Origin of the sequence: Microcoleus sp. CZ3-B2, assembly GCF_036705055.1 — a bacterium.
Taxonomy (GTDB): Bacteria; Cyanobacteriota; Cyanobacteriia; order Cyanobacteriales; family Microcoleaceae; genus Microcoleus.
Genome location: NZ_JAUBTN010000002.1, coordinates 85,631 through 109,388 on the forward strand (window position 1 = coordinate 85,631; position 23,758 = coordinate 109,388).

19 protein-coding genes and 1 pseudogene are annotated in these 23,758 nt (G+C 42.8%); 6 read left to right on the forward strand and 14 right to left on the reverse strand.

Going from position 1 to position 23,758, the window contains the following annotated elements; all coding sequences use genetic code 11:
• Positions 1-169: 169 nt before the first annotated feature.
• From QUA97_RS01450 to QUA97_RS01485, 8 genes are all read right to left on the reverse strand, one after another.
• On the reverse strand, positions 170-1,240 hold the full coding sequence (locus tag QUA97_RS01450; RefSeq protein WP_194067432.1) for an NAD-dependent epimerase/dehydratase family protein: 1,071 nt from the start codon (positions 1,238-1,240) through the stop codon (positions 170-172).
• 66 nt (positions 1,241-1,306) lie between these two features.
• Positions 1,307-2,536, reverse strand: a complete 1,230-nt coding sequence (locus tag QUA97_RS01455) for a glycosyltransferase family 4 protein (protein WP_333192399.1) — start codon at positions 2,534-2,536, stop codon at positions 1,307-1,309.
• Entirely contained in the window at positions 2,536-3,696 is a 1,161-nt protein-coding gene (locus tag QUA97_RS01460) for a glycosyltransferase family 4 protein (protein ID WP_194009478.1), read from the reverse strand. The genes QUA97_RS01455 and QUA97_RS01460 overlap by 1 nt, the downstream gene beginning before the upstream one ends.
• Before the next feature lies 1 nt (position 3,697).
• A complete protein-coding gene (locus QUA97_RS01465; RefSeq protein ID WP_333192403.1) occupies positions 3,698-4,606 on the reverse strand; it encodes a glycosyltransferase family 2 protein in 909 nt (302 codons plus the stop codon).
• Between the two features lie 289 nt (positions 4,607-4,895).
• Positions 4,896-6,149: a glycosyltransferase family 4 protein gene (locus tag QUA97_RS01470; protein ID WP_333192406.1), complete on the reverse strand. Its 1,254-nt coding sequence runs from the start codon at positions 6,147-6,149 to the stop codon at positions 4,896-4,898.
• Positions 6,150-6,182: 33 nt separating this feature from the next.
• On the reverse strand, positions 6,183-7,112 hold the full coding sequence (locus QUA97_RS01475; protein WP_333192408.1) for a glycosyltransferase family 2 protein: 930 nt from the start codon (positions 7,110-7,112) through the stop codon (positions 6,183-6,185).
• Positions 7,113-7,134: 22 nt separating this feature from the next.
• Positions 7,135-8,349, reverse strand: coding sequence for a hypothetical protein (locus QUA97_RS01480; protein WP_333192411.1), 1,215 nt, complete (start codon positions 8,347-8,349; stop codon positions 7,135-7,137).
• Entirely contained in the window at positions 8,346-9,683 is a 1,338-nt protein-coding gene (locus tag QUA97_RS01485; protein WP_333192414.1) for a flippase, read from the reverse strand. The genes QUA97_RS01480 and QUA97_RS01485 overlap by 4 nt, the downstream gene beginning before the upstream one ends.
• Positions 9,684-10,131: 448 nt before the next feature.
• Here QUA97_RS01485 and QUA97_RS01490 point away from each other — a divergent pair, with 448 nt between their 5' ends.
• Together QUA97_RS01490 and QUA97_RS01495 are read left to right on the forward strand one after the other, a co-directional pair.
• Positions 10,132-11,055 carry a glycosyltransferase family 2 protein gene (locus QUA97_RS01490; protein WP_333192417.1) on the forward strand — a complete coding sequence of 308 codons (924 nt, stop codon included), beginning with the start codon at positions 10,132-10,134 and terminating at the stop codon, positions 11,053-11,055.
• Positions 11,056-11,125: 70 nt separating this feature from the next.
• Positions 11,126-12,088, forward strand: coding sequence for a polysaccharide pyruvyl transferase family protein (locus tag QUA97_RS01495; protein ID WP_333192420.1), 963 nt, complete (start codon positions 11,126-11,128; stop codon positions 12,086-12,088).
• A 58-nt stretch (positions 12,089-12,146) separates the two neighbouring features.
• Here QUA97_RS01495 and QUA97_RS01500 read toward each other — a convergent pair.
• Both QUA97_RS01500 and QUA97_RS01505 read right to left on the reverse strand, forming a co-directional pair.
• A pseudogene (locus QUA97_RS01500) lies at positions 12,147-13,103 on the reverse strand (IS630 family transposase).
• 518 nt (positions 13,104-13,621) lie between these two features.
• The gene (locus QUA97_RS01505; protein WP_333192422.1) at positions 13,622-15,040 is read right to left on the reverse strand and encodes an O-antigen ligase family protein; all 1,419 of its coding nucleotides are present in this window, start codon (positions 15,038-15,040) and stop codon (positions 13,622-13,624) included.
• A gap of 206 nt (positions 15,041-15,246) precedes the next feature.
• On the opposite strand from QUA97_RS01505, the gene QUA97_RS01510 reads away from it, so the two are divergent.
• The 3 genes from QUA97_RS01510 (at position 15,247) to QUA97_RS01520 (ending at position 19,894) form a co-directional block, all read left to right on the forward strand.
• Positions 15,247-16,719 carry a polysaccharide biosynthesis/export family protein gene (locus tag QUA97_RS01510; RefSeq protein ID WP_333192423.1) on the forward strand — a complete coding sequence of 491 codons (1,473 nt, stop codon included), beginning with the start codon at positions 15,247-15,249 and terminating at the stop codon, positions 16,717-16,719.
• A gap of 139 nt (positions 16,720-16,858) precedes the next feature.
• On the forward strand, positions 16,859-19,201 hold the full coding sequence (locus QUA97_RS01515) for a GumC family protein (protein ID WP_194067439.1): 2,343 nt from the start codon (positions 16,859-16,861) through the stop codon (positions 19,199-19,201).
• A 327-nt stretch (positions 19,202-19,528) separates the two neighbouring features.
• Positions 19,529-19,894, forward strand: coding sequence for a response regulator transcription factor (locus tag QUA97_RS01520; RefSeq protein WP_039886668.1), 366 nt, complete (start codon positions 19,529-19,531; stop codon positions 19,892-19,894).
• 64 nt (positions 19,895-19,958) lie between these two features.
• Here QUA97_RS01520 and QUA97_RS01525 read toward each other — a convergent pair whose 3' ends face one another.
• The 4 genes from QUA97_RS01525 to QUA97_RS01540 form a co-directional block, all read right to left on the reverse strand.
• Positions 19,959-20,456: a hypothetical protein gene (locus tag QUA97_RS01525; protein ID WP_194009488.1), complete on the reverse strand. Its 498-nt coding sequence runs from the start codon at positions 20,454-20,456 to the stop codon at positions 19,959-19,961.
• Between the two features lie 225 nt (positions 20,457-20,681).
• Positions 20,682-20,957 carry a response regulator gene (locus QUA97_RS01530; RefSeq protein WP_255515859.1) on the reverse strand — a complete coding sequence of 92 codons (276 nt, stop codon included), beginning with the start codon at positions 20,955-20,957 and terminating at the stop codon, positions 20,682-20,684.
• The gene (locus QUA97_RS01535) at positions 20,941-21,297 is read right to left on the reverse strand and encodes a hypothetical protein (RefSeq protein ID WP_333192428.1); all 357 of its coding nucleotides are present in this window, start codon (positions 21,295-21,297) and stop codon (positions 20,941-20,943) included. The genes QUA97_RS01530 and QUA97_RS01535 overlap by 17 nt, the downstream gene beginning before the upstream one ends.
• A gap of 577 nt (positions 21,298-21,874) precedes the next feature.
• Entirely contained in the window at positions 21,875-23,080 is a 1,206-nt protein-coding gene (locus QUA97_RS01540) for a 4-hydroxy-3-methylbut-2-enyl diphosphate reductase (protein WP_333192430.1), read from the reverse strand.
• Between the two features lie 134 nt (positions 23,081-23,214).
• On the opposite strand from QUA97_RS01540, the gene QUA97_RS01545 reads away from it, so the two are divergent.
• Complete coding sequence (locus tag QUA97_RS01545; protein ID WP_194067441.1) at positions 23,215-23,649, forward strand: GxxExxY protein; 435 nt, start codon at positions 23,215-23,217, stop codon at positions 23,647-23,649.
• The last annotated feature ends 109 nt before the right edge of the window (positions 23,650-23,758 follow it).

The following is a 23,758-nucleotide window of genomic DNA, read 5'->3' on the forward strand; positions in this document are numbered from 1 at the left end:
GTTTTCAATTCTTTATACCTCTTGCACAAATATTCGATCTGTTAACCGCAGATCTTAAGTGGATAAACACTAATCGACGCAGATAATTTAATCTGATCGGCGATTGAATGCAAGAGGTCTTTTACAAAAATTGCCAGCACATTCTTTTTGTACCCGTTCAATCCTGCGATCACTCTTTCAGCCAGCGTTCGCGGTTACATTCATAAATCTCCTGTAGGATTTGTTTAACGTTATATTTCATTTTCCAGTCAGGATAGTGACTGGAAAATTTTGAATTATCGCTAATCCACCAAATGTGATCGCCAATGCGATTTCCTTCAGCATAAGTCCAATTAAATGTACGTTCCGCAATTTCCTCGCACATCTGGATGGCTTCTAACATCGAACAATTGCTGTATCTACCTCCTCCTGTATTATAAACTTGGGCGCTTCTGGGAGCTTTATAAAATTCATAAAATGCCGAAATTAAATCAGCGCTGTGAATGTTATCGCGGACTTGCTTGCCTTTGTAGCCAAACACTGTGTAGGGAGTTCCCGTCACGGCGCACTTCATCAAGTAGGCGAGGAAGCCGTGCAGTTGAGCTCCAGAGTGATTTGGCCCCGTCAGGCAGCCGCCGCGAAAACAAGCGGTGTTTATCTGAAAATATCGACCGTATTCTTGCACTAAAATATCAGCGGCTACTTTAGAAGCACCAAACAAACTGTGCAGGCATTGGTCGATCGACATATCCTCCCGAATGCCGTTTTCGTAAGTGTGACCTGCTTCTATTTCCCATCGATGATCTAATTCAACTAAAGGCAAGTTGTTGGGGGTATCGCCGTATACTTTATTAGTAGATGTAAAAATGAAAACTGCTTTGGGACAGTACAAGCGAGTTGCTTCTAAAAGATTGAGAGTACCGTTAGCGTTTACTGTAAAATCTATTTTTGGGGCGCGAGCCGCCCAATCGTGGCTCGGTTGGGCGGCTGTGTGAATTACTAGCTCGATCGAATCTCCGTACCGCTGAAAAATATTGGTAATAGCTTCGTAGTCGCGAATGTCAACATCTAAGTGATAATACTTGGTTCCCAAAGATTTTTCTAGCTGTTGGCGGTTCCAGTTGGTAGAACCATCGGCACCAAAAAAGAACTGGCGCATATTGTTGTCGATGCCAACTATGTCTAAGCCTTGTTTGGCAAAGAACTTACAAGCCTCCGAGCCAATTAATCCCGCCGAGCCAGTAATGATTGCAACGCTCACGTTTCACTCTCCTCACAAATCTTGTTTAAGTTTTTGGCGCTAGAATACATCCGAATATATCAGAAGTTATCCAATTTTTTCTTTGATTAGATCTTCGCACAATTCGGCAAAGAATTTACCTTTGACATCCCAATCATAAATTTCCCTGACGCGCTTTTGACCAGCTAGACCCAAGCGCGATCGCAAGTTGGGATCGCTGGCCAAACACACTATAGCTTCTGCTAGACTTTTCACAGCGCGATCGGGATCGGTAGCAGGAACTTTGATGCCTGTTTGGGCAGTCACTTGAGTAGCCGGGCCACCCAAATCCAAACAAATTGTCGGACGGCCAACCCCCATCATTTCAGTGCATACAAAACCGCCAGAGTCATGCAAACTCGGATGGAGGAGAACGTGAGACTCGCCCATTTTTAAAAGGGTTTCACTGCGAGATAGAGCACCCCAAAAATGTACTTTATTTCCCAGTCCCAATTCTGTTGCCAAAGCTTCTAAACGATCTTTTTCCGGGCCGTCTCCCACAATCCAGTATTCCGAGTTTTCCAGCTTCGCCTCCGCAAATGCACGGAGTCCCAAGTGCACTCCTTTCCAGTGTAATAGACGGCCGACACTGATGAATCTAATTGGTAGCTCCGGGGGGGGTGGAGATTTTTCTAGTTGTTGAATTTCCTGCTGCGATAAACCGACTTGCGAGAAAATTCTCACGTTTTTTGCTTGGAGAAATCGCAGTCTTGCCGCTGTTTCTTCTGTAGTTGCCAGCGCCACCGCACTGCGGCGCGCCGTCAGCCCCACAAACGGATCGCGTTCTCCTACACTTTGAGCCAATGCTCGCAGGGTTTCATAAATTTGGCCCCGGCGGCTAAAATCTTCCCAAAAAGGCTTTGGTGCTGCTTCTGCACCGCCCACAGGCCCCCAAATAAAAGGATGCGGCAACAGTGCTAGGAAACTTGGAGACCAATGTTTGACATAAGTTACGTGCTGTACTATGTCAAAAGCGATTTCGCGATCGAGCTTTCGAGCTATAAAATAAGCCCAGATTTGCCACAAATAATAGTGAAGTTGCAGCAATCCTTGTTTTCCCTTCCAATCTTCACTCCACCCAAACGGATCGAAATAAACAAAGTGCAGGTTGGGTACAGGATTTTTTTCTAGTTCTGCTTCGATGTACGATCGACAAAATGTCCGAGTGAATACCCAAGTTTCGTGATACTTAGCAGATTGAACGACAGTATTCCATCCCACTCCCTCTTCGGAACCCAAGTTTGGTTCGCAAGCAAAGGCAGACAATAAAATTTTCATCAACTTTTCTCCAATACTAGCGAAGTCACATCGGCTATTAATTTCGCAGCATTTTCTGGTGTATGTTCAGCGATCAATTGCTGGGATTTTTGGCCCATAATCACTAACTTTTCGGGGCAATCAATCAAGTTCCGCATCGCATTTGCCATACCTTCCGAATCATAGGGATCAAAAATATAACCATTTTCACCTTCAACGATCATTTCGCAAGCCCCAGCCCATTTTGAACACAAAACTGGCTTACCAAATGCCATCGCTTCTAGTACCACCATTCCCCAAGTATCTTCTAACGTAGGAAAAACAAACGCATCAGCTTCTAGAAAATAAGATCCCAAGTATCCGTATTCGATCCACCCTGTCCAAACAATTTGTTTTTCTAAATCCCATTCTTTTGTAAGTGCTTCTAGTTCCGAGCGCTGTTCCCCGTCTCCAACGATAATGACTGTGTAATTCGAGTATCCCTGGCTTTGCAAAATTGTGCAAGCTTCTAACAGATTCTTAATCCCTTTGCGAGAAATTACTTGACCCACGCACAGAAAAATTGGGTGGGGGAATGACAAAGAGATAGAATTATTATTGTCTATTTTTTCTACCAAAGCTTTAGCATCAGGAACCATGTAAGGTTGAGCAAATATCTTACTTTCGGCTGCCCCAATCACTTCAACCAAATATTCTTTACCTCGGCGACTATTAGAAACAAAGGTATCCGCAAATTTACCCATCCATCGTCGAATCGTCGATCGCACCTTAGAATCTCGAAAGTCTACATTCGGGGAACTACTTTCATAAACTAAAACCAGTCGCCATTTCCCTATAGGCTTAAAAATTATAGCTACCAATGTCCAGATCGAAAATCCACTAGCAAAAATGACCTGGGGCTTGAATTTCAAAAGAGGAAAAATAATCCCAGGAGTAGCCTTAATATAACCACGACTGTACCCTGTTTTTATCTTTTGGGTGGTGATGAATTGTGTATCTCCCACAACTTCGACTACTTCTGTACCAGCAGCTTCCGGATCGTAGCGCGGCCAGAGGCGACCTGTATAAAAAATCGTGTTCGGAATTAGTTTTTTGAGCTCATGTAAAACCGGCGGCCAATAGGCCCCAAACTCTGCAGAAGGAACGAGCCAAGCGATGCGAACTTCATTTTTGTCAACCATCCTATTCACCTTGAGTTTTGTTTTTAGTCAATCCCAGTTTACTCAACACTGAGAGCCAAACTAACCTGCGATAAGGTAGCAGCCAATAAATTGGCCACAACAACCCACCATGCCGCTGAGCAAATACTTTCCACTCTTGAGCTGGTTGCAGGGTAGTATCTTTGAATGATAAACCTTTCGGTTTACTCATTTTATCTAATCCTTCGCTTAAATTCTCAGCAGCCATTTTGGTAACTTGGGGATTGAGGGAACAAGTACCTAAATAGCCCGGAGCAATCCAAACTGTACATCCTTTCTGTCTGGCTCGTAAACCATAATCCCAATCACCAATATAATGGACAAAAGCCGGATCGAGGTTGCCGACTATTTGCACAACACTGCGGGGAATTAATACGCAGTTGCCGTGCATAGTATCGCACATTTGAGGATCTTTTGTTGGTTCTAGGATACCATATCGGAAGGGGTGCAAAGCATTATTTCGCACCACACCCCCGTAAGTTGTTTGACCAGTTTCTGGGTCGCAGGTTGAACCGCCAATGATTGCTTTTGTTTCTCCTTTTTCTGATAATTTGTGACTGGTTTCTAGCAAGACACTTATTGTTTTTGAATAAATAACAGTGTCATCATTTAACCACAGGTAGTAGTCGGGATCGTGTTTCATTGCTTCGCTGAAAGCCCCGCGCATTCCCCCGTTCCAAAATAGGTTCCCATCTCCGGAAAAAATCTTGACTTGAGGATAAGTTTGCTGTACTGCTTCGGCTGTGCCATCAGTGCTGCCGTCATCTACCAGATAAGTATTGAGTGCAATTTCACTTGTTAATATTTGCTTAAAGAGCGACTCTAGAGTGGCCAAAGTCTTTAACTTGCGGTTATGGCAAGTCATCAGGACTGCTATACTCATCTGCTCCATCTATATTTGAAGATTTGGCTATTGGTGAAAAATTAGTAGAAAACTGCTCTCTGACCATCGACAATGCCGATCGACTTCGAGTGCTATCCAATTATTAACTTAATCTGTCGCAACTATCAAGATATTTACTCGATCGCTGATTTTTTGATTTTTCCAGATTTCCCCAGACAATAATTTACTAATAAATTATTGTATAAATCAACACGCTGCCTCTCCGAAAATATACCAATAAATACCTCAAAAATGGCATAATCAATACCAGAGAAGTTCTGCGTTTAATTAGTTTCACTTACTTAGCAGTATATAAAACTTCTTCATACAGTTTTTGGTACTCGCGAGCTTGCACTTCTAAGGTAAACTTTGCTTCAACTTTCTCTCGTGCATTGCGACAAAGCTTTTGGTGTCGCTCTGAATCTTCTAGCACCCAAGCAATCCCTCGCGCTAAATCCTCTGTTTCATAAGGTTTAGCTAAATATCCATTGGAGCAGTGATCGATCAGATCTGGCATTCCCCCGATCTTAAATCCGACGCTGGGGATACCGCAGGCTGCAGCTTCCATCACCGTGTTCGGCAAATTATCATAAATAGAAGGGGCGACGAAGACATCTGCTGCTGCATAAACTATTGCTAAGGAAATATCATCAGCAAATTTACCTAAGTAATGTGCCTTAAAACCTAGTTCAATCGGGTTGGACGGCTCTGAAGAGCCAAAAACTAGCAACTCTATACGATCGCTCCAGCCCGATTTACTGAGGCTTTGCAAAGCCGATACTAGCAGATTAAATCCTTTCCAGCGATCGCCCGTTCCGCTCGCACAGCCAAAAAGTACAATTTGTTTATCTTGAGGTAAATTCAGAATTTCTCGCACCCACTCGCGGTTTATCGGCTTGTACTTTTGAGTATTGATACCGTTAGGAATCACCTCAACTCGATAATCCTTCAACAAAGAACTAGAACTAGCACATTTAGCCAACCAAGCACTAGGGCTAACTAAAGTTAAGTTAAGATTTTTCCAAGATTTTGCTTTTCGCCGCCACACCCACCGCGACATATCCCAATCTTTGCTGCTGTGCAGTTGCGGACAGCTACCGCAAGATTCAGTATACCGATCGCACTCTTCGCTATAGTGACATCCACCCGTAAAAGGCCACATATCGTGCAGCGTCCAGACTAAGGGTTGATTAAACTTTGGAACACTTTCTACCTGCATATAACCCCCGCAAACCCAGTGCAGGTTAATAATATCTGGTTGGATGTTAGCAACTTTCGCAGCCAGAGAGTCCGGCAGCCATTGGGGAGAAAAAATCGCAGAATTTCTCTCAGGATAAAGCCGCAATGGCGAATTTGATAAAACTGAAATAATCTTATCAAAACTCTTAGCCAACGCTTGCCCTGCCGAGATTACACTTAGATCGCCGCTATTGTTATTTTTCACCAGCATTTGCGAAGACACCCCAATCCCCTGCAAACCTTGGTGCAGTCTATAAGCCGCGCGGGCTGCACCGCCTTCAGTATCAGAAGTATTGAGAAGTAAAACCTTCATCTCCCCACCTATCCTATAGATTTATAGCTAATTTTACCTGATTTGTTTCAAAAGTTTATTGACTTTTTTGTGTACCTTCCTTAACAACGGCGGATCGTAATCATATAAAGTATTTTCAGTAAAATTATCTGCTTGTCTATCCCGAATTGCAAAGGGCGGGTGTTTCATTGGAAATGTTATAGCTTCTACAGGCATATTACTGTAAGGACTGTTCACATCCTCCGTATTAGTTCCCTCTACACCATGTCCGATATTAGAAACTAAATTGACATTGGCAAGAATATTCGTACCATTTTGAATAAAGCTAGCAAATGTCCACTGATAAGCCCAACTCTGTAATTTTCCTTCATAACAAAGCTGAAAAATATTTGTCCAGACTTTGACAGAATTAGTATTTCCCAGTACATCCATCAAAAAATTCCCATCACGAATTTCTGGCCACAGCTTCATATCTAAATCATAATGCTGCCAAGCTCGCCTCCAACTCGCCCAGGTCCAGCAGTGATTGTAGCGAGAAAAGTAGTAACTATAATCAGTTCTTCTCCGCCCAAACTGAACATTTTGACCGGAGATTGACAGAATTCGCTGGTCGTCTCGGTAGCGATCGAGCAATTCCTCAGCGAAACGGAAAAATGTAGGATGAGGGAGACAGTCATCCTCAAGAATAATTGCCTCTTCAACCGTATCAAAAACCCAATCTAGACCGCTAGAAACCCGCAGCCGACAACCTAGATTTACATCAGCATAATTTGTCAAAACTTCGCAGTCCCAATCTACTTGGTCAATAATAGCTCTAGCCGCAGCACATTCTTGATTTTCCCCCGGCCTATCTGGACGCGGGCCATCAGCGATTACTAACAATTTGGGGGGTTTTGCCTGACGAATTTCAAATATTCTAGCCGTTGTATCTGGACGTTTGAAGATTATAAAAGCGACGGGTGTTTGGATTTTGTAATTGGACATTTCTTCTACTCTACTTTTTCTACTACTCTCCAACATCGGAATTAACAAGATCAGCAGTCATGTGAGATTTAAACTTAGACCAACTTAGAAGCATCACAGCCGCTATAAGTGCCAGTGTCTCAGTCTTCGTCTGATATGGCAAAAATCTATAGCGATAAGCAGCCATCCTGGAATTGCTTTCTTGGTATAGAACATCTTGGGCAAAGTTCCCCCACCGCTCATCTATCAAATCAATTGTCATGCCAGCATGACCAGAAGGCAGTAGCATATTAGAGCCATGAAGACCAATTACTAAGCGACTTTCTGAATAAATACGGCATATTTCTTTTTCAATTTTTTCATTAAAACTATCGACCCTGTAATCTTCAATCCATTCGGGGAACTTAGTTTTTGTGCCCAGACCAGCCACAGCAAATTTTGCTTCTGGTACTTGCAACCTTATTTTCTCAAAGCACTGCTGAATTTTCATATTTTGCAATTCCAGTGCGATTTCTCCTTGATTCAGCTTTCTCAGACCTCGGCAAAGCAAACGGTTAACTAACAGGCGATCTTCCCGCCAAATAAAAGTAATTTTTATTTCCTCTTTCTCAAAGTTGTGTTTAGGTACTCCACTAAACCGCGTGATGTCAAACCGACTTGGATGAGAATAACCTTCACTGACGTAAATTTCTTCAAAACGTTTAGTTTCTTTCTCAACAAACTCAGCGAAGCTGGGATAGTAATTTTGACCATTTTGTAAAGAAATAGGCACTGTCCAGACTTCAGCAACTCCATCCGGAACCATCCACCTTAAAAACTTAGGAACTATCACCACTAATCCACACTCAGGATTGTCGTCTAAGTGCCTTTGTGCATTTAGCAACTTGAGCAGGGAGTGACCATAAAGATGGTCGATACAGTTTAAAATGATTACTCGCTTGCGCGGCTTAAAAATTTCTTTTGCAATCTCAAGTTTTTCGGAGCGAGGATTTTGGAGAGAGTTGAGTAACGCTTTCCCCAACCAATCCTTTGCGAAAGCATTCTCGGCAAAAACTGCTGCTTTCTTTAAATCGACTTGCAGGGAGTTTATGACTCCATGACCTACTTTCAGCTCGTCGATGATTTCGCTGCCGCATCCGCCGCACTTAGAATCTATAACAATGTGAATTCCCTGCCACAAAAGAGTTTTGGGATTAAGTTCTGTTCCGCAATAGGGGCAATTCGATCGCTGTTGGATGTTGGGTTTAATTTCAATCACTGTATTAATCCTTTGATTCTACGAGCTGCCTCGTATAAGTTGAGAGAGCGCCCGATAAATCTTCCAAAAGGCCGCAATTCCTTAATCATGAAATTGACTAATATGATCGTGTAAAAATAAGTTATCAGAGTAGCTGCAGTTGCGCCAAGAGCTCCATACTTAGGAATCAGTAGCAAATTTAACCCCACATTTAAAATAGATCCAACCACAGTCAAGTAAAAACCATAGCGCAACTGACCTTCTATAGTAAAATATGTGCTCCGCGCTACCCCAAAGTTAGTACCAAATTGCCCCCAAACATAGAGTGTCAAAACTGCTGCTGACTTCGCATAGTTATCACCGTAAAGCAAATGCACTATTAACGGAGAAAGCAATGAAATCGGGATTGCCACTCCTAACCAAAAAAACATCATGATATCCGAGTAAATTTGAAATTTATTTAGATATTCTTGATAATTATTATGTCTCAAATTCGCTAATTTGGGAAAAATAGAGCTAGATAGTATCATTGGCAAGAAATCGCAGATTTCTGAAATTTTAACAGCCGCAGCATAATACCCCAGTTCGGCATTCTTATTCATAGAACCGAGCATTATCTGATCGGTTTTCGAGTACACGTAAACTGCCAATCCTGACAAAATTATAGGCCAACTCTCCCAGAGCAATTCCTGGCTCCGCTCCCAACTGAATTGCCAATCCTTAATTTTATTGCCAGTAAGCTGATAAAAATATACATAAGCCATTCCTACCATTGCCACCTCTATCAATCTAATGCAGGCGAAGGCAAGTAGCGGAGCCTTAAATGTTACCAACCCAATTCTGACAGCGGCGACTAAAAAAGATACCGAATTCTTCGCCAATACTGTATATTTTGACTGGACTTGGGACTGAAACCAAAAATTTATGGCTTCAAAAGAATTAAAAATAGTTCCGGCGGCGATGATTCCCACTAGCCAGCGAGTCAGGCTGTCATTGGGCTTAAGTAGGCAAATCACGGTGACAGTTAACACCAGAGTAATCAGACCACCAATAAATTGCAGTCCGAAGGAAGTTCCTAGGGTCTCATTTTTGCATTCAGGGTTGCTAGCGATATCGCGGATGACGATTCTGCCCAATCCCATTGAGGCCACCGCACTAAATAGCGACACAAAGGCCAAGGCGTAGTTGAGTAAGCCAAATTGATCTGGCCCTAAATAGCGAGCCACCCAAAGGCCTACGACTAAACCCAAACCCATCTGTAAGATTTGGTCAGTGAACAGCCAAGCTATGTTGCTTAGTACCTGGCGCACACCCGGACCAAGCTTTTGACCTATACCAGCCAACTTGTCTAACATCGGCAACTTTAAATTTCTGTAAAATAAAAATATACTTTTTGAACTTTTTGTAATCTAGCCAGAGGAGCAATGATTTATAGTATATCATAAGACTAGCACTTATGCAGGATTTAAACCAATCACCCTAACTACAACTTTTACCACTATGTATTCTAAAATTTCAAATACCACACGATTCGTTTAACCTAAATGAGTAATAATCATTTAGGTTGAGCTCATTTACTATAACAACTGATGAGATTTGCAAGTGGGGTGTAACCCAACTTCTATTCCTACAAATGCAAAGGTGAAAGCATAATTCCTAGTTTACTGGGTATGAGACACTATGCTAATGCTAAAGCAGGATTAAAAGGCGAAAATGAAGTACTGAGAGCCAAACTTGGTAAATCTTGAGTAAGCAGTCTAGGCGTACCCAAAGCAAAAATGATGATAAGTTGGAGTTTGACATATGAAAACACCTGTGGCTTTTTTTGGATTTAATCGCCCTCATACAACAGAGAGGGTATTTGCAGCGATTCGGGAAGTTAAACCGCCTAAACTTCTACTCGTGGTTGATGGACCACGCTCTGATAAGCCAGAGGAATTTGAAAAATGTGCGGAGGTCAGGGCAATAATTGAAAAAGTGGACTGGGATTGTCAAGTTTATAAAAATTATGCTGAGGCTAATATGGGCTGTAAACATAGGGTAGCTAGTGGGTTAGATTGGGTGTTTAATACAGTAGAAGAAGCAATTATTGTGGAAGATGATTGCTTGCCAAATACATCTTTTTTTCAATTTTGTGAGCAAATGCTGGATTTATATAGAAATGAACCCAGGGTAATGATGATTAGTGGGACTAATTATTTGGAAGAATGGAAATCCGAGCGGCAAAGTTATCATTTTTCTTATTATGGAGGTATTTGGGGCTGGGCTTCTTGGCAGAGAGCTTGGCAATTTTATGATATTAATATGCAGGCTTGGAGCAATCCTGACGTGAAAGCAAAAATTAAAGCTATACTCGCTGATGAGGTTCAGTATAAAATTAGAGCGCGGGATTTGGAAAATACTTTTCAGGGTAAGGTAGATACGTGGGATTTTCAATGGAGTTTTTCTCGCTTGGCTCAAGGGGGCTTGTCGATAGTGCCTTGTGTCAATTTGGTGGCTAATTTAGGTTTTGGGTTAGCGGCTACTCATACTGGAACTATCAATAAGGAAATAGCAGAAATGAAACAATTAGATTTAATGTTTCCTCTTGAAATCAATGATAATCTGATCGGTGATAGAGAGTACGATAGATTAATGTTTGAAAAATTATTTATCAGTCATGAGAGTTTGATTGATAAGGCGATCAAACATTTTAAAAAAATCCCCGATAAACTCTGGTTAAAATGATTTTTTCCAATCCTAATGAAATGATACGAAATGTCACTGTCAACTTACTCAATTTAATGAAAAATAGGCTATGAAAACTATCTCAGTCTTGGATACCTCAATCTGTAGCTCTAATTTAGGAGACCAGATCATTATGAATGCAGTGAATAGCATTTTATATGAAATGTTTCCCGATCGACTATTTATTGATTTTCCTACCCATGATGTCATATCGAGCGATTCTTACCGCTTGATGACTAAAAGCAGTTTGATTTTTGTAGGTGGGACTAATTTATTGTCTTCTAACATGAACTCCTATAATCAATGGAAGGTCAGTTTAATGGACTCTCTATTTGTTACAGATATTACGCTAATGGGTGTGGGATGGTGGCAATACCAAAATCAGCCTAATTTATATACCAAAATTTTGTATAAACGGCTATTAAGTAAAAAATATCTGCACTCAGTGAGAGACAGTTACACAGAAAAACAGTTAAAATCGATCGGGATTAATAATGTAATTAATACTGCTTGTCCTACTATGTGGAAATTAACAGAGCGACATTGTGTCCAAATTCCTCAAGCTAAAGCAGAGGCAGTATTAGTTACTTTTACTGAGTATAATCAAAATCCTAGTTTTGATAAGCAGTTAGTGGAATTACTGAAACAGGAATATAAGTTAATTTATTACTGGACGCAACAGCCCAAAGATTATCAGTACATGAAAGATATATGTGGCGAGGGAGCGATTTATCTTAATCCTAGCTTATCAGCTTTAGATATGGCTTTGTCTCAGTATCCGGTTGATTATGTAGGGACACGATTACACGCTGGGATTAGAGCTTTACAATATAAAAGGAGAACTTTAATTCTGTCAGTTGATAATCGCGCTACAGAAATTTCTAAAGATACTAATTTGCCAGTCGTACAAAGAGATGATTTAAAAAGTGTGGCTAATTGGATTAATGCTAAAGAAGAAACTTTAGTAAAAATTCCTTTAGCAGCCATTAATGAGTGGAAAAAGCAATTTTTAGCGACTGTCAATAATTATTAGCTAACCTGTTATACCAATTTTATCTGAAGCTGCATATAATATAGAGATATAGCGTTTATCATAAAGATGAGGTACAATAACAGCAGTGAGTAAACCAATTCCAAAGATCGGATAATGTAACTTGATTGAAGGCAAACTCTATCGCTTTTGCTAATTCTCGGTAATTAGTCGTCTTGATAGAACGGAGAATGTTTTTGAGTTTTGACCATAAATGTTCAATTGGCGAGAAGTCGGGCGAATATGGTGATAAGTATATTAATTTTGCCCCTTGACTTTTGATGGCTTTTTCTATTTCTTCGCTTGTGTGAATAGTACAATTGTCCCTCACTACACAAGCACCTTTCCAGAGTTTTGGTACGAGCTTTCGGATGATAAAAGCCTCAAATGTAATTGTATCAGTTGTACCTATTAAGTTGACTGAGTTTAGGACTTCATTGACTGATATAGCTCCAATTATTGAGACATTTTTCCCTCGTTTATTTGGTTTTTGTCCCCGAACCCTTGAACCTTTTAAAGACCTAGCATATAACCTAACCATTGCCAAGTTGACTCCTGATTCATCAATGAATATTAAGTCTTTGAAACAAACTTATCGGACTTTTTGCCATAACTCATATCGCAGACCCTGAACTTTCTCAGTGCCTTTCACGCTCGGAAAGAGAGTTTTTTTTAGTCATGTTTAAGAGTTTTGTCATTCTTCCCATCGTTGCTGTACTCATGGTAAAACCAATTTTCTGGTACAGTAAATAACGGAGTTCTTCGAGAGTTGCATCATCCGAAGCTTCAATCAATTCGGCTAAAATCAGTAGTTGTTCTGCATTGAGTTTCAATTTGACTCCGCATCGCTCAGTTCGAGGAGCAATATGCAAGGGTCTCCCGATACTGTTTAACCAATTTTTGGACGAAACTTAGGGCTACACAAAAACGGTTAGCTATTGCTCTTTGTAACAGCGGTTCATTATGGTACACATCCATAATTTTTTTTTTGTCGGAAATCAAGAGAATAAGTTTTCATTTTTACTAATGTGTGATACTTACTAAAATCCTTGATATTTGTCATTCGAGTGACTGCTGTGGGTCGAGCGACTGTTCGCTCGCGCTCCATTTAATTAGAACCCCATAACATTTTGGGGTTCTATATTTTTCACTCCGTTCAAGTCAGTTATATCATACCTCATCTTTCTGATAAATGCTATAGAGTCTTTAATTAAACAGATTGGAGCAAGAATTAAGATTGTAGGTGTACTCCGGGAAAGAAAAAAAACGTGCCTCAAATTTTAAGACTCAGATGTGCGTATTTAAATAATGAGATTAAAATGGGTAGTTATGCTTAGTTAAAAAGCGGGATGCTCCCGGAACACTTGCCTATCAAGCAAAATCCGATTAGTCAGATGATATTATAGCGGTTATCAAAAAAGTGAGGTATGCCCATAGCCCTATACCCTATGTCCGATCCTGGATAGTACCTCATCTTTCTGAGAAGGCTATATCGCACAGCTTGACACATCTTCGATCCGCCCAAGGAACTTTATTTCATTCGACAGTGCGAGCTACAGAACGCCTTTTAGGGTTGCTGCTACTGTTAGAAGCGTTACTAGCATTGTCTAGGGCAAGTCTAACTGTCAACATTACATAACTCAGCCAAGGATTTCCGGTGGTCACGATATTACCTTCTGTGATGTTGCTCATAATAATAGACACCAGAAAACAAATAGGTATTCCCGCGTCTTCCAGCTTGCTACGACTCAAATACCGGACTGCATAAACCAAATTTAGCAGCAGGGAAATCATCATTAAGATTAATCCAGGCCAACCAAAGGCTAACAATATCCCGATCGGACCATTGTGAGGATTTTTTGGTTGAAATCCATTAGTAGTATAAATAAAATAAGCAGGAGTAGCGGGGCCTAACTTATCTTGTTGAAAAAAGCCATCGTATCCGTAGCCAAACCAGGGGCGCTGGTTGGCCGCATCAATTAACTGCGGCCAGAATTCGGTTCGCCCAGTTAAAGTCAAGTCCTTGCCTAACCCACCTACCACAATATCCTCTAGGTTGTCTATTACAAAAACTGTCATAATTATGCTGACCACCAGGAAACATATAATCGCAGTAAATGCCCACTGAAAACTTAATTTTTTTAGAAAATTTAGCGAGGAAACAGCAATTATTAATATGATAGTCATAACTAGAGCCCCTCCAGACTTATTGGCTCTCACTAGGTAAAAACACAAGAACATCATCCCCAAAGAAATCCAGCGTTCTTTCTGAGTTTTAGCTCCTTGAAAATAATGCAAATACCAAAATGCCGTACATAAAGCTAGGACTCCACCGAGGGAATTTTTAGCTTGCGTCAGACCTACAAAGTCGCCTGCTCCCGGTGGTTTAATTATAAAACTTCCCAAACCCAGTGCCGTGTATCCCCACCGCCAAAAATGAGATAGATCCTCCCATTTATATTGGGCTGCTAAGTAAAATCCGAAAGCCGTAAATGCTGAAAAAGCTAGACCAGATCTTAGTGTTTGTTCAGGAAATATAGACCACAATGTAGACAGTGATGGCATTAACATATAAAGTAGAAAAAAAGGATTCATAATCAATATTTTGAAAAAATAATCGATAAAGTTGCTACAAAATAATTTAATTCTAGATAATAAAATAAATACTACCCACGGGTAAAAAAAATAAGGCATCAATTTTAAAAAACCGCCTTTTGTGTCTTGCAAATTAATAAAATGAAAATAATTAAAAGGAACTTGTGTCAAAAAGGGAGAGATGAAAATATAAAAAATAGCAAAGGTTTTTTCCAAAACCAAACCTATTTTTTTGCGACTGGCTAATTGAAATAATAACAAAGTGACGATCGCGAATATAGCAATCAAAATTAATGTCAATGAAGAACTTCCTAAGATCAGCCCTTTCAGCATATTCGCTTTAGACACGGGTTCAGTCATAATTGCTTTCCTTTATCAAAAAATAGGTCAAGTTATCTATATCTAAAATATAGCGCTCAACCCGAAACCACGCTAACAAAAAAATTAGTCATAAAGCAAAAATACAGCATCCGCTTTTTGGGCGATCGCTTAAAATAATCAGCTTTTGACCCAGCACTAAAAAGGCTAAACTTATATAAATCATAGTGAATAAAATTAGGTGGCCTATGGTTAACCCCCATTTTCCCAGACAGATCGCCCCGTCGGTTGTGGGTTTGGTCTTGTTTGCTTCCACAGTCATCGGTGACCCCAGAAGCACCCCGGCACAACTGCCCATCCCGCTAGGCGCTGACCAAGCCCAGAATGTTGCGCCCATCAGGAGAAACCCCGAAAGCTATAAACTCGGCGGTGGCGATCGCATCCAAGTAGAAATACTCGAAGTACCCGAACTCAGCCGTGGCTACGAAGTTCTTTCCGACGGTTCAGTCAACCTGCCCCTGATCGGCTTGGTCTCCATCCGCGGCCGCACCTTAGTAGAAGCCACCAACATCATCCGCAACGCCTACCGCCGCGTCCTCAAAGATCCCATAGTCACAGTCAGCCTTGTCGCCGCCCGCCCCCTAAACGTCGGTGTCATCGGAGAAGTCACCCGGCCCGGAAACTTCACCATTACCCTAACTCCTGGCCCGGGAGCCTCGCCGAGTGTCCAGTACCCTACCGTCACCCAAGCGATCAGACTCGCAGAAGGCGTTACAGGTGTCGCCGACATCCGCAACATCCGCGTCCGCCGTCCCCAACGAGACGGCCCCGATCAAGTGCTCAACGTCAACCTGTGGAAATTCTTGCAAGAAGGAGACATCTCTCAAGACATCATTTTGCAAGACAGAGACACAATCGTGATTCCCACAGTCGCCAACTTCAACCAAGCAGAAGCTCGTCAATTTGCGATCGCCAACTTTTCGCCGCCACCAGAAAAACCTCGATCGATCTCCATCGTTGGCCAAGTCACCCGCCCAGGGGCTTACGTCGTTATCGGCGGCAACACCACAAACGACCTCAGCCGTGAAGGTTTTCCCACCGTCATCCGGGCGATTCAGCTAGCCGGTGGCATCACATCCGATGCCGACATCCGGCAAATCCAAGTGCGCCGCGTCACCAGAAGAGGCGAACAAATTATCCCAGTCAACCTGTGGCAGTTCCTAGAGTCCGGCGACGGTGCCCAAGATACAATCCTCCAGGAGGGAGACACGATCGTCGTACCCAAAGCCACGATCGTCAACCCCGCAGAAGCTGGTGTGCTCGCTAGCACTAACTTTGCCCCCGTCGGCATTAACGTTTTTGTAGTAGGAGAACTCAGAACATCCCTCGATCCCTTGAGGCTCCCAGCTAATGCCACGCTGAATCAAGCTTTAATTTCCAGAGGATTTTTTGGCTACGAGAATACCAGAGCTAGAAGGGATAAAGTTGAGCTAGTCCGCCTCAATCAGGACGGTACAGCTACTAAACGGACGATCGAAGTCAATTTAACTCAAGGAATTAACGAAGAAACCAATCCTCAACTTCGTAACAACGACATGATTATCGTATCTCGCAAGGGTCTCGTCAATTTTGTCGATCGCATGAACGCTGTAATCGGGCCTGTCGGGCCAGCTACGGGGGTGTTAAATTTTATAAACGTTCTCCGATTTTTATTCAGGTAAGAATGCGGCCGGCGGGTGAGGGGGATAATTCCTGGCAAAGGCTAGAATAAACTAAACAATAAGATTACCCAGCCGCGACCTGGTAGCTTCAAAAATATCAACCTCAAAAATATCAACCTCAAAAATACCCAGGCTGAATATGGATAACAGACAAGATTACCAACCCTTCACGCCCAAATCTAATGGCAAACTGCCTGACTTTTCGGCTCAGAACTACAGAGATACCTTCGTTCAGGAAACAGAGGAAGAAAAGCTAGACTTGTCCTGGCTTGGAGGAGTCCTGCGCCGCCGCTTCCTGGTGATGGCGGCAGCCACCATTGCTTTGAGTACCATCGCAGGAATAGCAATCGTTGTCACTTCTAAAAGCACAAAGATAGACTATGAAGGTTCTTTTTCCCTGTTAGTAGAACCAGCCACAGTTGAAGGTTTACAATCCAAACAATTAAACAATACTCTCGGTGCAGACTTGGCAAGAATTAATATAGAAGGAATTAGCTTATTAGACTACGAAACCCAAATTAGGATTTTACGCAGTCCCAAAATGATGGAGCCTGTGGTGAAGGAGTTGCGAACTTGGTATCCCAAAATGACCTACACCGAATTGACATTAAAAATGTCGATAGACCGTGTAAGCTACACGAAAGATGGCAAACAGCAAGGTACAAAGATTTTAAGAATTCGCTATAAAGATTCAGAGCCAAAGAAAATTTATGCCGTCTTGGATAAAATTTCTAAAGCTTATCTAGAATATAGCTTGCAGCAGCGTCTGACGGGTATCAATCAAGGCATTAAATTTATAGATATGGAGATGCCCAAGCTCCGAGAAAGAGTAGAAGTTCTGCAACTGCAAGTCCAAAGACTGAGGCAGCAAAGTAACTTGTTTGACCCCCAACTAGAGGGAAGATCTCTGTCAGAACAAGTTCAAAGCATTAGGGGCCAGCAAGTAGGACTCCGAGTAGAGCTAAAAGGGCTGCGTAACCTTTACCAAAGCTACGAACAATTACTTAAAGAAAATAATCCCCAGGGGTTGCTGGTGACCCAAGGACAAGCTTACGCTGGACTGTTAGGTCAAATTCAGAAGGTTGACTCAGATTTGTCATACAAATTAGCTCAGTACAGAGAAGATAGTTTGCCAGTTTTAGCACTGCGTAAAAGTCGGGAACAACTGATTTTAACCGCGAATCAACAAGCAAGACAAGTGGTGATGGGAAATTTAGAGACCCAAATCAAAGCATTTGAAGCGCGCGATCGCGAAATGACTGCTTTGCAAAAGGATCTCAACCAAAAAATTTCTAATTTTTCAGTGACAACGCGGCAATACGACAATTTACAGCGGGAACTGCAAGTAGTTACTAAGAGTTTTTCAGACTTTTTGGCAAAACGAGAAGCTTTGCGGATTGATGCAGCTCAGCAGCAAATACCTTGGGTACTGATCAATCCTCCAGAAATTCCGCTAGACAAATTTGGCAAGTTTGTCACGGCTACCGTCAAACAGACCAAAAAACAGTTAGCGCTGGCGGTAATTTTAAGCAGCCTGCTGGGCATAGCAGTAGGCTTGCTAGTAGAGGTGCTAAATAATGTTTTCCACACTCCAGAATCGCTGAGAACAGCCACAAGATTGCCAGTGCTAGGGGTGATTCCGTTTACCAAAAAAGTTAAGCGGCGACAAACGGCTAGACCTAGGAAACTCACATCGGCTCGATCGCACTCGAAGTCAAAAGTCGAAGTTGTTCAACCTGTCGAAGTCACACCGACTGCTGCGATGCTGGGAGCCAAAAGCATTTTTAGCGAATTCGACTATCAATTTTTAGAAGCATTTCGATCGCTCTACACGAACATTCACTTGCTCAGTGCAGGTAGGACATTTCGATCGCTCTTAGTCGCCTCAGCAGCAGCCGGAGACGGCAAATCTACAGTAGCTTTGCACCTAGCCGCTATAGCAGCAGCAGTCGGACAGCGAGTATTGTTAGTAGATGCAGATTTGCGCTGCCCGCAAATGCACGCTAGGCTAGGACTGCCAAACCTGCGCGGCCTCGGCGATGCCATCTCCACCGATATCAGCCTCAACGATGCGATTCAACGAGCCCCGAACCAAGAAAATTTGTTCGTACTCACTGCCGGTCAAATTCCCCCCGATCCGATCAAGCTGCTTTCTTCCAAAAAAATGCAGTATCTGATGGAGCAATTTCAAGCATTTTTTGACTTAGTGATTTATGACAGCCCGCCACTATCAGGCTTAGCAGACGCTCACTTGATCGCGGCTCACACCGACGCTACGATTATGGTCGTGCAAATGGCCAAAACAGACCGATCGCAAGTTAGCAAAGTTTTAGAAGAATTAAAATTTTCTGGAGCTTCTGTCTTGGGAGTGGTGGCTAACGGCTGCAAAGACTCGAATCACAGCTACCGACAGCGCCCGGTGGGTATAGAGACGCTCTACGATCAAAAGCTCTCGACCTTAGGTACACAAAATCAAAATTAGACAAATTTTGATCCTAGTGGCGGCGGCGCGCCGCCGTCCCTCGGTCGGAAACGCACAACCAAGCAGCACCTTGATTTTTTCACAAAGGTACTATTTGAGAAAGAAAATGATAGACTAACGGACATAGCCTCGCGTGTCAACCGAGATTGCGCGGATATTTGAGATTTCGCGATGATTCTTGAGAAAATGATTGGGAAATCAGCAAACGTGGGTAAACTACATCTAGCAGAGCGCAATCTCGATCGGCAACAGACACCTTTGAAGGCGAACGTTAATGCAAACGTTAATGTGAACGTTTCAACCCAGAAACTTGGTAGGGATTTTTCTATGAGTACAGTTATGGTTGTTGATGATAGCGTCACTCTGCGGGAGATGATCGCCGACTTGCTCAAAGGTAGGGGACTCAACGTCACAGTAGCTAGTGATGGCGTAGAAGCTCTAGAGCAAATCAAAGCCAACCGCCCGGATTTAGTTGTTCTGGATATCGTGATGCCCCGGATGAACGGCTACGAAGTCTGTCGCCGGCTCAAAAGCGATCCCAAAACTCAGAATTTACCAGTGGTAATGTGTTCGAGCAAAAGCGAAGAGTTCGATCGCTACTGGGGAATGAAACAAGGAGCAGACGCTTACATTGCTAAGCCATTTCACCCTCAAGAATTGGTGGGAACTATCAAGCAACTGCTGCGTGGTTGAAATTGAGGAATAGGGACAGAAAAAAATGTTTTGAGTGCTGCCGATTTCTGATCCCGCAGCCTCTCTAAACTACTCGATTGACAATAGTCCAAACATCCCCGTCCGATCGCACGTAGGGAACAGAAATACTTTTAAAACCCGTAATAAAAGGTTTGTAATAAACCTGCCAGTAACTGGGACTAATTTGGTCGGCGATGGCTTTAAGTTCTTTCACTTCAGCAGCCAGTTCCCCCGCCAGTTGGTTAATCCGTTCCGCGTGTCCGCGAGCGAGTTCTCTTCCCTCTTCAACTTGCTGCTCCATCGGACTGATTCTTTGCAAGTTTACCGACTGCTGCTGTTTTTGATTCAGTTGAGCAGACAAAGCTGCGATCGCGTCATCTATCCCTTTGACTTCTGCCGAGACTTCTGCTGTTTCCCTCGCGTGACGGCGGTAAGCATCGGCGATGGCTTGAGGCGAATCACCTGCGGGGACAGCAGCGCCAATGCTGAGCTGCTGGCGTTCCCGGCGCAAAGCTTCGATTTGAGAGCAAATTGCCTCTATGTCTGTCTGAAGTTTGTCCACTTAATTACCGCGTGGTTTTTGGATATTTTAGCATATTAACACAAATTAATCAGTCGATCGCCATTTTATGACAGGTTCGTAGTTAGGACTTTAGTCCTTTCCGAATGCGGACAGTCGTCCTCACTACAAACCAACTTTATGACAGGTTCGTAGTGAGAATTTTAGTTTTTTCCGAATGCGGACAGTCGTCCTCACTAGGAACATAATTACTAATAATTAATTGGGTTATTTTAATTGGCGATCGCTTGCAGCTTCAAACTGACGATCATCTCCACCAAGACATCGGGTTGCCGGTTTAGCCAGATGCCGATCGAAACCAGCTTTCAAAGCCATCGCGCGGTCTTCCTCCCTAGCATAAGCCGTCAGGGCGATCGCCCGCAATTTCCCTCCTTTTCCCCCAGTCAAACAGCGCAGCTTTTTCAGCAGCCAATAGCCGTCTTCCTCGGGCGTTCCAATATCGCTCACCACAACATCCGGCACAAACTCAGCAACAGTCTCCAACGCCTCTGCTGCTGAGGATGCAGCCCTGACAGCCCCCGGAATCTGCCAAGACAAACGTCATAAATTCCCGCGAATCAACCTCGTCATCAACCACCAAAACCTTAACTCCCCGTAAATTACCAGCGCCCGCAAACACCTGCGCTTCCTCGCAGGCGATCGAATTTATCTGAATCCAAAGAAGGCCCAAAGCAAAATTCGAGCCGAGATCCAGTCCCGGACTCTGGGCCAAAACCCTGCCGCCGTGCAGTTCCACCAACTGCCGCACAATTGATATCCCCGGCCCCAAACCACTATAATTGCGAGTAATCGTAGCATCGGCTTGCCGGAAAAACTCAAACACCTAGGACAGAAAATTTGCAGCAATCCCAATTCCCCTATCCGTAACAGCCAGCTCAACTTCCCAATCAAGTCGCTTGATTCACGGCGCTGCAAGTAAATCTAAAATCGCCGCGCAAAAAAAGGAGTTTTTATCTATTGATTTAAGTTAAATTTTGTGGTATATTTTAAATAATGGGAGTGGAAAGTTTAATTTTAAAATTGCCACCACTTCAATTATCTAAAATATACTTTATAAATTCAACTCTGTCAAGCTTTTTACTCAAAAAAAAGGCGATTTTTTAAATTTTTTATTCAGAAAATATTGTTTAAAAGGGAAGAAATTGGTAGGAAGCGAACCGCAAATAAACGGAGATTTACGCGGATAATTTTTAGGGGTAGTTGTCGGGTGCGTCGCTACCCTAAAAGTCGATTTTTTTTAAGGATTTTTAATGACGGCGCACCCTAGGATTACTGCTGCATGACTTTTGATAAATGGTATAGCATCAAATCCGCTGGTATCGGAATTATAGTCTGGGAAGAAGACGATCGCACTGCACGGAGAAAATGATGATTTTGAGTGCAGTGTCCGAACAAGATAATTAGGCAATAACAGCGGCTTTCATTGTCAAAATGCGATCGATCGCATCCTCAACTACTTTATCTGGAGTCGAAGCACCAGAAGTAACGCCCACCACAATATTACCATCAGGCAGCCAATTTTGGGTGACCATCAAATCTCCCCCTAAAGGCTTGTGTTCGATGCGATTTCCCGGTAAAATGCGATCGGCAGAATCAATGTGATAAGAAGGAAGAGTTTTGTCGATCGCAATTTCCTGCAAGTGAGTAGTATTAGAAGAATTAAAACCGCCAATCACCAGCATCAAATCCAACTTTTCCTCAACCAAGCTCAACATAGCATCCTGCCGTTCCTGAGTTGCATCGCAGATAGTATTAAAACTCAGAAAATGTTCATTAAGATTGGACGGCCCAAATTTCCGCAGCATCGTCTTTTCAAATAACTTACCAATATTCTCAGTTTCAGTTTTGAGCATAGTAGTTTGATTGGCAACCCCTACCCTCTCCAAATCTACATCCGGGTCAAAACCAGCAGAATAAGCCTTGCTAAACTTAGCCAAAAACTCAGCGCGATCGCCCCCGTACAAGATATAATTGCTGACATATTCAGCTTCTGCCCAGTTCAAAACAATCAAATACTTATCAGCAAAAGAACTGGTAGCAACAGTTTCCTCGTGCTTGTACTGACCGTGAATAATCGAAGTATAATCTTTCTTCTTGTGCTTCTCAACAGTATTCCAAACCTTAGAAACCCAAGGACAAGTAGTATCAACAATCTTGCAGCCCTTATCATTAAGCAACTGCATTTCTTGGACGCTAGCCCCAAAAGCCGGTAAAATTACCACATCGCCGCTACTGACAACCGAAAAATCTTTCTGTCCTTTTTCAACAGCAATAAAACCAACCTCCATATCGCGCAAATGCTGATTGACAGAAGGATTGTGAATAATCTCATTAGTAATCCAAATCCGTTGGGTGGGGAAATGCTGGCGAGCCTCATAAGCAATAGCCACAGCGCGTTCCACGCCCCAGCAAAAGCCAAAAGCCTCAGCCAGCCGGATGGTGACGCCACCGCGCTCAAGCCTGTAATTGTTGTCGCGAATTTGCTGGATCAGACTGCTTTGATAAGCAGTCTGCATCACGTCAGCCACCTCAGCTTCGTGTCCAAAACCCTTGCGGTGGTAGTTTTCAGACTGTTGGAGCGATCGTTTAAAAGCTTTAGTATCCATGCGGTATTGAGTTCAAATCTAGGTGAATTACCTTTGATTTTAGAAGGCCTGGGGGGCGATCGGGATTATTTGTTTCAGTAGGGAGGGATGAGATATGCTATTTGTGTGATCGACACAGTGAGAGGGAAGAGGGAATGAACCGCGAAGGCGCGAAGGACACGAAGGAAGAAGAAAGAAGAATGAGAGAATTGGGCGAACAGGTAGAACAGTTGGCTTATAGAGCGATTGGGGCCGCGATCGAGGTGCATCGGCTGTTGGGCCCAGGATTTTTAGAATCAGTGTATCAGGAATCCTTAGAAGTTGAATTTGGGATACGGGGGATACTTTGTGAGCCTAAAAAGCCAGTAGCAATCACCTACAAAAGTCATCAAGTCGGCGAAGGTCAATTAGACTTTCTGGTTGGCGATATCCTGATTGTCGAACTAAAAGCTGTCGAAAAGCTAGCTCCCATCCACGAAGCCCAAGTTATCTCCTATCTCAAAATGACAAAAAAAAACCTAGGCCTTCTCATCAACTTCAACGTTCCCATCCTCAAAGAAGGCATCAAACGAATAATTCTCTCATCTTAACCCTTCTTCCTCCTCTTCCTTCGCGCTCTTTGCGCCTTCGCGGTTCGTTAAAAAAAGCGTAGAAACGCAGATAACTGCATCTCTACACGATCGCACTTACCCGAAAAAA

Excerpts from the sequence above, each read along its gene's own strand:
- QUA97_RS01455 (WP_333192399.1), bottom strand. The coding sequence starts at position 2,536 with ATGAAAATTTTATTGTCTGCCTTTGCTTGCGAACCAAACTTGGGTTCC.
- QUA97_RS01460 (WP_194009478.1), bottom strand. The coding sequence starts at position 3,696 with ATGGTTGACAAAAATGAAGTTCGCATCGCTTGGCTCGTTCCTTCTGCA.
- QUA97_RS01465 (WP_333192403.1), bottom strand. The coding sequence starts at position 4,606 with ATGGAGCAGATGAGTATAGCAGTCCTGATGACTTGCCATAACCGCAAG.
- QUA97_RS01470 (WP_333192406.1), bottom strand. The coding sequence starts at position 6,149 with ATGAAGGTTTTACTTCTCAATACTTCTGATACTGAAGGCGGTGCAGCC.
- QUA97_RS01475 (WP_333192408.1), bottom strand. The coding sequence starts at position 7,112 with ATGTCCAATTACAAAATCCAAACACCCGTCGCTTTTATAATCTTCAAA.
- QUA97_RS01485 (WP_333192414.1), bottom strand. The coding sequence starts at position 9,683 with ATGTTAGACAAGTTGGCTGGTATAGGTCAAAAGCTTGGTCCGGGTGTG.
- QUA97_RS01490 (WP_333192417.1), top strand. The coding sequence starts at position 10,132 with ATGAAAACACCTGTGGCTTTTTTTGGATTTAATCGCCCTCATACAACA.
- QUA97_RS01495 (WP_333192420.1), top strand. The coding sequence starts at position 11,126 with ATGAAAACTATCTCAGTCTTGGATACCTCAATCTGTAGCTCTAATTTA.
- QUA97_RS01505 (WP_333192422.1), bottom strand. The coding sequence starts at position 15,040 with ATGACTGAACCCGTGTCTAAAGCGAATATGCTGAAAGGGCTGATCTTA.
- QUA97_RS01510 (WP_333192423.1), top strand. The coding sequence starts at position 15,247 with ATGGTTAACCCCCATTTTCCCAGACAGATCGCCCCGTCGGTTGTGGGT.
- QUA97_RS01515 (WP_194067439.1), top strand. The coding sequence starts at position 16,859 with ATGGATAACAGACAAGATTACCAACCCTTCACGCCCAAATCTAATGGC.
- QUA97_RS01520 (WP_039886668.1), top strand. The coding sequence starts at position 19,529 with ATGAGTACAGTTATGGTTGTTGATGATAGCGTCACTCTGCGGGAGATG.
- QUA97_RS01540 (WP_333192430.1), bottom strand. The coding sequence starts at position 23,080 with ATGGATACTAAAGCTTTTAAACGATCGCTCCAACAGTCTGAAAACTAC.
- QUA97_RS01545 (WP_194067441.1), top strand. The coding sequence starts at position 23,215 with ATGAACCGCGAAGGCGCGAAGGACACGAAGGAAGAAGAAAGAAGAATG.